Genomic DNA, 7,595 nt, shown 5'->3' with positions numbered 1-7,595 from the left:
AAGTATGAACAATTCCTGGCGATCGCCTGAGCGGTTTGCCACAGCGCATAAACGGCGTTGAGCCTATCAAGCACCTCCGCGCCCAATAGGCTACTTTGGCATCTGCGCGATCGCGGCGCGAACGACCTCAGACCCCGCCTCCCAGCGACAGGACTGCTCAGTGAGATACCGCCGCCAGAGACGGCTCCCCGGCTGACCTAAGAAGAGCTGCAGCATGTGGCGGGTAATTTTGTTGAGCTTGTATCCCTTGGCTATCCAGGTGTCGATATAGGGCAGCATGGCTTCTGCTACCTGGTGGCGACTGGGCACCGGGGTTGGCTGAGCAAAAATCACCTGATCGGCGGCTGCAAACAAATAAGGATCATCATAGGCCGCGCGGCCAATCATCACAGCATCTACGGCTGACAACTGCGTCTGCACCGCTGCCAGCGACGAAAAGCCGCCGTTAATTTCAATTTTTAACTGAGGAAACTCTCGCTTTAAGCGATGCACGTCGTCGTAGCGCAGGGGCGGCACAGTGCGGTTTTCTTTGGGGCTGAGTCCTTGCAACCAGGCTTTGCGGGCATGAACGGTAAAGCGATCGCAGCCCGTTTGTGCCACCACGGCTACAAAATGAGCCATATCTTCATAGCGATCGCGCTGATCAATGCCAATGCGGTGTTTTACCGTCACCGGAATGGATACGACTGCCCGCATAGCAGCTACACAGTCAGCCACGCGTTCCGGCTGAGCCATTAAGCAAGCGCCAAAGTTGCCAGTAGTGACGCGATCGCTAGGGCAGCCTACATTTAGATTGACCTCGTCGTAGCCCATATCTGCGGCAATGCGGGCACAGCTAGCCAGCTCCGACGGCGAATCTCCCCCCAGTTGCAAAGCCAGCGGTTTTTCTGCCAAAGAAAAGCCCAAAAGCCGTTCGCGATCGCCGTGAATAATCGCCTTACTCGTCACCATTTCGGTATAGAGCAAAGTTTGGCGGGTGATTTGCCGCATAAAGTAGCGAAAATGGCGATCAGTGCGATCCATCATAGGAGCCACACTCAAAGGAGCGATCGCCATAGCCGATTGCGGCTGACCAGGTCGTTGAGAAAGCGAAACAGTCATAGATAGGGAGGGGTGAGGGATGGAGGGGGTGAGGGGGTGGGGAGATAGGGAGGGGTTGGGTTGAGTTTTGAGGAATGGAGAGGATGGATAGGGGAAACGGAGAGGGGTGAGGGGGGTTAGGGAGATTGTGGCGTGTCTTGTCTATATATCTTCGCATCCCCGCGTTTCCCTATCTTCGCATCCCTGCGTCTCCCTCTTCCCCCTTATCTCCCCATCTTCCCCATCTCCTCCATCTCCCTATCTCCCCCATCCTCCCTATCTCATCCCCCCATCTCCCCCTCCCCCCTATTTCCCTCAAAACTCAACCCACCGCCGGAAAAATATTTCCCAGAATAAAAAACAAAATACGGTTAACAATGCCCAAGGCGATCGCGCCGATGATGGCACTCCAAATGCTGCGCAGTCGAAACCCTACTACTAGCTTGGCGGTAATGCCAAACAGCAGCGCATAAACCAAAATCAAAATTGGGAAAAACAGAATATTAATAATGGGCAGTTGCAAAAGAAACAAAATGGGCGTAGCGATCGCAGTTAAAACGCCAAAAATTAGAGCGGCAATAAAGGCTTTACCAAAATTATCAACTTCAATGCCTAAGGGCAGTTGGGCAATAATCAGTAAGCTAATGGCGGTAACGACCAAAAAAATCAAACTGCTAATTAACCAAGACATTTGCATTTCCTCACAATCAGTAACAACACACCAGCCCTGACGATCTACAGGCTCAAGCTAGAGAGCCACTCGACCACAAAAATATCAGGCCATGCTCAAAGTTAATAGGCTATGGCGCTACAATTGCCAACTCAAGAAATATCGTAAAAAATGCCGTAATGTTTCTTGACGTGCAGTCTGGAAAAAGGCGCGGCGATTTGTCTCAGGCTCACTCGCTTAAACCCGCATCAGACAAACGCGAGAGCCGCTCTACCAGTTGGCGAATACCCCTGGCGACATTTTCAAATGCTTGATCGCGGTTAGCCCAGGTTGTGACGGGTTTGGCATTTTTGGGCAGGGCTTGCAGTTTGCTAAAGGCTGCTCCTGACCAATCTACTGGCCGCAAAATCACAGGGACGACGTAGGCTTCTCCGGCGGCGTGCCGATCCATTGCCCGCTTCATTTCTAAATCAAAGCAGTAGTCAGAAGCGATAAAGTCTGGACTGATTAGCAGCAAAATGACCTGGGCTGAGTTCAGGTGAGCGTCAATATCAGCGGCCCATTCAGCCCCGACTTCAATATCGCGGTCGTACCAGGCTGCAATAATGCCCTGCCGCTGCAAAATGCTTAGGTGTTTAGCCATTTCGTCGCGCAGGTCTTCATCCCGGTGGGAGTAAGAAAAAAAGACTTCAACTGGCTTTAAAGCCGGAGGCGGCTGGCGATCGCGGGGCGTTGCTACAGGGGCAGGGGGTGGCAGGGGATTAGCTTCAACGGGAGGGACAGTACCCCTATGCAGGTTAAGGGGGCTGCTGTTGGCGTTGATCTGGCGAATTTGGTTGGCGGCTTCCGTGTAGTGGATATCGCCGCTGGTGGCTAAGTTGGTGAGGTTGCTGTGGCTAATGTGAAAGATGGGGCTAACGGGGGGCGGGGGAGCGGCTGGTAAATTTGCCCCATAGCTGACAATAGCCCAATCACTATGGCCGAGCTGAACGGGTAAGCCCGCAAGGGTTTGAGGCTGACGTTTGAGGGCAGCAAACAGGCGATCGCTGCTAATCTGACCAGCCGCATCGGCTTGGGCAGGTACCAGCAGATCGAGCAGGGTTTGGGTCAAGGTGGTCTGAGCCGACTGGTCTGAAGCCGGGGCGATCGCTGTAGTGATTAAGCAATAGTTGGGCTTTTCGGTAAAAACCGTTAACGTTGCCTCCAAGACAGCGGGCGTCAGCCCCAAGCCGTGATGATAGCTATCCCACAAAACGGTGAGCTGGCTGAGGGTAGACTTGCGCATTAGCCCGTTAAGACTTTCGAGTAAGAGGCCGTTGCGCTGCTCAACAATACTAGAGCCGTCTCCCACGATGGCGGCATCGGCAGGCAAGAGGACGCCTTGGAGTTCGCCTAGGCTATCTTCCAGCATGAGGCTGTAGCTGTTGAGATAAATCAGTCCGGCTGTGGGGCTAGCCGGAGCCAGCAAAAAGTGCCGCAGTGCTTGGCCGATGGCTTTGCTGGAAAGCGCTTCTCCTGAGAGGGGGAGTCGGGTCAGGGGAGAAAAATGGCCGGCGGCTTCAAGCTGTTGGCTAAGTGCCCAACCCGGTGCCGGGTCTAAGGCGGGCAACTGGCGATCGCTATAGTCTGCGAGGTTGAGAATAAGCGCCTGTCGGGTCATGGCGGCAGATCAGGCAGAAAACGGTATGCCTCAATCTTGCCATTAGATCTAGCGGATGGCATTGCCAGTCGAAAATCGGCTTGAGCCAAATTGAACACCGTCGCTGTCAGGTTTCTAGAGTCGTGTCATGCTGACATTAGGCAGCAAGGAGAGCATCATGACGCTTGAGCAGACAGGCGATCGCCAGCGGGTGGTCGTGGTAGGGGCAGGTTGGGCTGGGTTGGGTGCAGCTTATCATCTCGCCAAAGAAGGCTACGAGGTGACGCTGCTAGAAGCGGGGCCTCGTCCGGGGGGGCTGGTGGCAGGCTGGCAAACCGAGCAGGGGCGATCGGTAGAAGCGGGGATTCATGGCTTTTGGTATCCCTATCGCAACATTTTTGCGCTGATGGCAGAGCTAGATATTCAGCCGTTTACCCCGTTTACCAAGTCGGCTCAGTATTCACCAGCGGGGCTAGAAGTTGAGTCGCCCATTTTTCAAGACATGCCGCCGCTGCCTAGCCCCTTGGGGACGTTTGTGTATACCCAGTTTAAGCGGCTACCGCTGAGCGATCGCCTTTCGGCTTTACCGCTGCTGTATGCGGTGATTGATTTTGACAATTCTGATCAGGCATGGCGACGCTATGACGGCGTTACTGCCCGCGAACTGTTTAAGCAATTTGGCGTGTCGGCTCGGCTCTACCGAGAGTCTTTTGAGCCAATGCTGCTAGTGGGTTTGTTTGCGCCGGGAGAGCAGTGTTCGGCGGCAGCGGCTTTGGGCATGCTTTACTACTTCATCCTGGCGCATCAGCCCGACTTTGACGTGGTGTGGTGTCGGGGGACGGTGGGAGAATGGATCTTTCGACCCTGGGTGCAGGCCATTGAGCGGCTAGGGGGGCAGGTACTCGCCAATCAGCGGGTGAGTGATGTGGTGCTGTCAGCCGCTGGCGATCGCGTAGCAGCGGTGGTCTGTGGCGATCGGGTGTTTGAAGCCGATGCCGTTATTTTTGCGGTGGGCATTAGCGGCTTGAAAAAGATTGTGGCTGGAAGTGCGGCGTTGCGATCGCGGCCTGAATTTCGCAACCTCAGCAATTTAGGGGCGATCGACGTGCTGGCGACCCGCCTCTGGTTTGATCGCAAGGTGAATATTCCCAAGCCTTCTAATGCCTGCTTTGGCTTTCAGCCCACCACTGGCTGGACTTTCTTTGATCTCAACGCTTTGCACGACGAGTACAAAAATGAGCCAGATTCGGTTGTCGAGGTAGATTTTTACCACGCCAATCAGCTTTTGCCGCTAGCCGATGCCGAAATTTTGCCGCTGGTACAGCAAGACCTAGCTAGCTGCCTCCCTGCCTTTGGGCAGGCTCGAATTATTGACCACAGCATTATTCGCCTGCCGCAAGCGGTGAGCCACTTTGCACCGGGCAGCTATCGCTATCTGCTGCCAGCGCAAACCAGCCTTAGCAACGTGTTTATGAGCGGCGATTGGGTGGTGAACCGCCACGGTTCTTGGTCGCAAGAAAAAGCCTACGTGACGGGGTTAGAAGCGGCAAATTTGGCGATCGCCCAACTGCAAAAAGGCACGTTTGCCAAAATTGTGCCCGTTGAGCCAGACGAACCTCACATTGCAGTGGCACGGCAGCTTAATCGCACTGTCAGACAATGGGCTGACACGGTTTTGCCCGGATTTTGGCTACCTTAAAGGTGCCTGCTCAAGTGACGGGTCAAAGCAAATTGCAGTAGCGGCAACGGGCGATCGCTGCTAAACAAAACAGGCCAGCGCAAATACTTACCTAGCAGCAGACGGGCAATGCCTTTGAGTCGGGCTTTGATGCGGCCATTTGGCTCTTGATCGATATAAATCGGCGGGAAAGCTAAAGACCCGTAGAGCACGTCGGCGCGGTGAGCTTTGCTGAGCTTGTTTTGTTGATGTTCGGGATTGGGTTTGCCGCCATGTTCGCCGTAATTGCGAAAGGGGACGTAATTTTGCAAACCGCGATCGCGTAGATAATACTCAATGCCAGAATCCCAGGGGGTATAAACGGTTGGCCCCGGATCGTGAGCAACGGTAGCTGCCAACTGCAACAAAAGCTGGGCACTCTGAGGGCTAATGACATAAGCCACCATTGAGGTAGAGTAGCCCAGGGCGTACCCCGTCTCGCTTAGGCGATAGACCTGGGCAGCGCAGGTATACAACCAGGCAATGCCTAAATCTTTGGCAGCGGGGTCAAAAGGGGGGGGCAGTTCACCAAAGTTAACGACAGGAACAAAATCGGCCTCGACAATCAGCGTTGGCTGAGTAGCGGCGGCGGCCTGCTGCCAAGCTTGTTGATGATTGAGCAAGCACAAAAAGCTTCTGGAATAAGTTTCATAACCGGGCTGATGTACCTGCCGTCTTACCTGACAGCGACAGCCTGCCTGCGTCAGCGTTGTTTCTAACTGCTCGGTTGGTTCCCGGTAAGCAACAATCAGCGTTTGGCCGATACAGTCTATTAATTTAGGTTGCCGTTTCATCTGGTGCCTGTGCCCCCTGCACATACGCTTTGTACTGCTTGGGTACCCAATAAAGAAACACCAACCACCACAGCAGCACCCCCACCCCCACCGGAGCCGCTAGCCAGAGCCGATGGCTAAAGCCCCATACCGCCGCAGGTGCAGCTAGCCCGGTTAACACAATTGACCAGGGTTGACACCACCAGGGTTTAAGCTGCCAAAGGGACGGAGGAAGAGACTGAGACATTGGTAAAGCTAAAGAGGATTGTTAAATAGGGTAGTCGTTTGCGATCGCCTAGACACTGGGTAACGGTAGGGTCGCCGTAGATTTGTAGGGCAGAGGCGGCGTTGGTTTCGGGCTGCCAGTCTCGAATCAGCAGCCGAGGCGTTTCTAGCTGTAAGGGCGGGTTCATAGTTTGCTGTTTTGCTTGGGGGTCAAGCGTTTGGGGCGATCGCTAAAAATGACCTGATCGCCCAGAAAATAGGTTAACCCAGCCCCCAGGGCAATACCGATAAGCGTATTGAGCAAGTAGTGAACGCCCAGCCAGTCTAGCAGCGGAAAGATTAAAAAGCTGCGAGCCAAAATGACAAAAGCAGCGGATAAGTGATAGACAGGCAGTTGGTAAAGCAGCACTGGCTTAAGCTGCCAGCTAGCTTGAGGCCAAACGCCCAGCCGATAGACCCAGAAGCTAAACAAAAGCGAAATTTCAATGGCGGTAATGTTGGCCAGGTTACGCAGCAAAGGAGTCGTAGCGCTAAAGAGGGCAACCAGAGCAGCAATGGCGACCAGGTTAAACGCTGCTGTGATGCCACCGCAAATTAAAAACCGAATTTTTTTATTTTTAAGAATTGGGCGACGCATAACGGGGTTAGCTGGCAACTTATGTAGGATAGCGGCTTTGCAGCGGATATCAAACGAATGGGTGAGTGTGTGAGCCAAAACTGACAAGCACCGAAAGATTCCCCTACCATTTAGAGTGGCAATATAGCTTGCGATTTGACGCTCGCAAAATTTAAGGAGATTTAACTCATGACGCTATCTGCTGGCACAAAGGCACCTGACTTTACTGCCAAAGATGATGCGGGCAATACCGTATCTCTGTCTGATTTTACGGGCAAGACAGTGGTTCTCTATTTCTACCCTAAAGACGATACACCGGGCTGTACGAAAGAAGCGCAGGGCTTTCGAGATGCGTTTGCAGACTATCAGGGTAAAGATATGGTGGTTCTCGGCGTCAGTATGGATGACGAGGTTTCTCACAAGGCGTTTAAGGAGAAGTATGGGCTACCGTTTACCCTGGTGGCTGACCCGGATGGCACCCTTACCAAAGCCTATGATGTGGATGGTGGCGGCTATGCGAAGCGAGTCACCTATCTAATTAATGGCGAAGGCATGATTGATCAGGTGTTTGATTCGGTTAAGGCCGACAGCCACGCTAAAGATATTCTGGCGGGTATGGGTGTGTAAGTTTCACTAGCTTGATGCTCTAGATCCCTGGATTTTTGCGGGTAGCTTTTAGCGCTAGCTCAGCCAAAATCTGGGGGTCTAGACGTTTTAGCTGTTTTCTGGCTGGCTGAGCTTTTGAATGTGTTGGTCGCAGCGTTTTGCAGCATGGGACAAACTCAACTCTGCATATAAAGCCTTTGCTGCTTGAAAGCGAAGCAAGGCTTCAGTTTTTTGATCTAGTTGGGTTAGCGTTAGACCCTGGTTAAACC

Annotated in this window: 9 protein-coding genes; 2 read left to right on the top strand and 7 right to left on the bottom strand. The window is 53.3% G+C overall.

Annotated features, from left to right (window positions below; translation table 11 throughout):
* Window positions 1-90: 90 nt before the first annotated feature.
* The 3 genes from dusA to ACTS3T_RS12605 form a co-directional block, all read right to left on the bottom strand.
* Complete coding sequence (dusA, locus tag ACTS3T_RS12615; RefSeq protein ID WP_377960931.1) at window positions 91-1,101, bottom strand: tRNA dihydrouridine(20/20a) synthase DusA; 1,011 nt, start codon at window positions 1,099-1,101, stop codon at window positions 91-93.
* Window positions 1,102-1,402: 301 nt separating this feature from the next.
* Complete coding sequence (locus ACTS3T_RS12610; RefSeq protein ID WP_377960934.1) at window positions 1,403-1,771, bottom strand: phage holin family protein; 369 nt, start codon at window positions 1,769-1,771, stop codon at window positions 1,403-1,405.
* A 208-nt stretch (window positions 1,772-1,979) separates the two neighbouring features.
* A complete protein-coding gene (locus ACTS3T_RS12605; protein WP_462935084.1) occupies window positions 1,980-3,410 on the bottom strand; it encodes a toll/interleukin-1 receptor domain-containing protein in 1,431 nt (476 codons plus the stop codon).
* Between the two features lie 157 nt (window positions 3,411-3,567).
* Here ACTS3T_RS12605 and ACTS3T_RS12600 point away from each other — a divergent pair, with 157 nt between their 5' ends.
* Window positions 3,568-5,088, top strand: a complete 1,521-nt coding sequence (locus ACTS3T_RS12600; protein WP_377960939.1) for a hydroxysqualene dehydroxylase — start codon at window positions 3,568-3,570, stop codon at window positions 5,086-5,088.
* Here ACTS3T_RS12600 and ACTS3T_RS12595 read toward each other — a convergent pair.
* The 4 genes from ACTS3T_RS12595 to ACTS3T_RS12580 are packed head-to-tail and all read right to left on the bottom strand — an operon-like array spanning window position 5,085 to window position 6,741.
* The gene (locus ACTS3T_RS12595) at window positions 5,085-5,900 is read right to left on the bottom strand and encodes an LPS biosynthesis glycosyltransferase (RefSeq protein ID WP_377960942.1); all 816 of its coding nucleotides are present in this window, start codon (window positions 5,898-5,900) and stop codon (window positions 5,085-5,087) included. The two genes, ACTS3T_RS12600 and ACTS3T_RS12595, sit on opposite strands and share 4 nt — an antisense overlap.
* Complete coding sequence (locus ACTS3T_RS12590; RefSeq protein ID WP_377960944.1) at window positions 5,884-6,126, bottom strand: DUF6737 family protein; 243 nt, start codon at window positions 6,124-6,126, stop codon at window positions 5,884-5,886. Before ACTS3T_RS12590 ends, ACTS3T_RS12595 begins: the two co-directional genes overlap by 17 nt.
* Complete coding sequence (locus tag ACTS3T_RS12585) at window positions 6,089-6,292, bottom strand: hypothetical protein (protein ID WP_377960947.1); 204 nt, start codon at window positions 6,290-6,292, stop codon at window positions 6,089-6,091. The genes ACTS3T_RS12590 and ACTS3T_RS12585 overlap by 38 nt, the downstream gene beginning before the upstream one ends.
* On the bottom strand, window positions 6,289-6,741 hold the full coding sequence (locus tag ACTS3T_RS12580; RefSeq protein ID WP_462935083.1) for a GtrA family protein: 453 nt from the start codon (window positions 6,739-6,741) through the stop codon (window positions 6,289-6,291). The genes ACTS3T_RS12585 and ACTS3T_RS12580 overlap by 4 nt, the downstream gene beginning before the upstream one ends.
* Before the next feature lie 168 nt (window positions 6,742-6,909).
* Here ACTS3T_RS12580 and ACTS3T_RS12575 point away from each other — a divergent pair, with 168 nt between their 5' ends.
* Window positions 6,910-7,347: a peroxiredoxin gene (locus ACTS3T_RS12575; RefSeq protein ID WP_377960952.1), complete on the top strand. Its 438-nt coding sequence runs from the start codon at window positions 6,910-6,912 to the stop codon at window positions 7,345-7,347.
* The last annotated feature ends 248 nt before the right edge of the window (window positions 7,348-7,595 follow it).

It is taken from the genome of Almyronema sp. (assembly GCF_052168255.1).
Classification (GTDB): Bacteria; Cyanobacteriota; Cyanobacteriia; order Phormidesmidales; family Phormidesmidaceae; genus Sphaerothrix; species Sphaerothrix epifaneia.
This window is presented reverse-complemented; position numbering and strand designations above follow the sequence as displayed.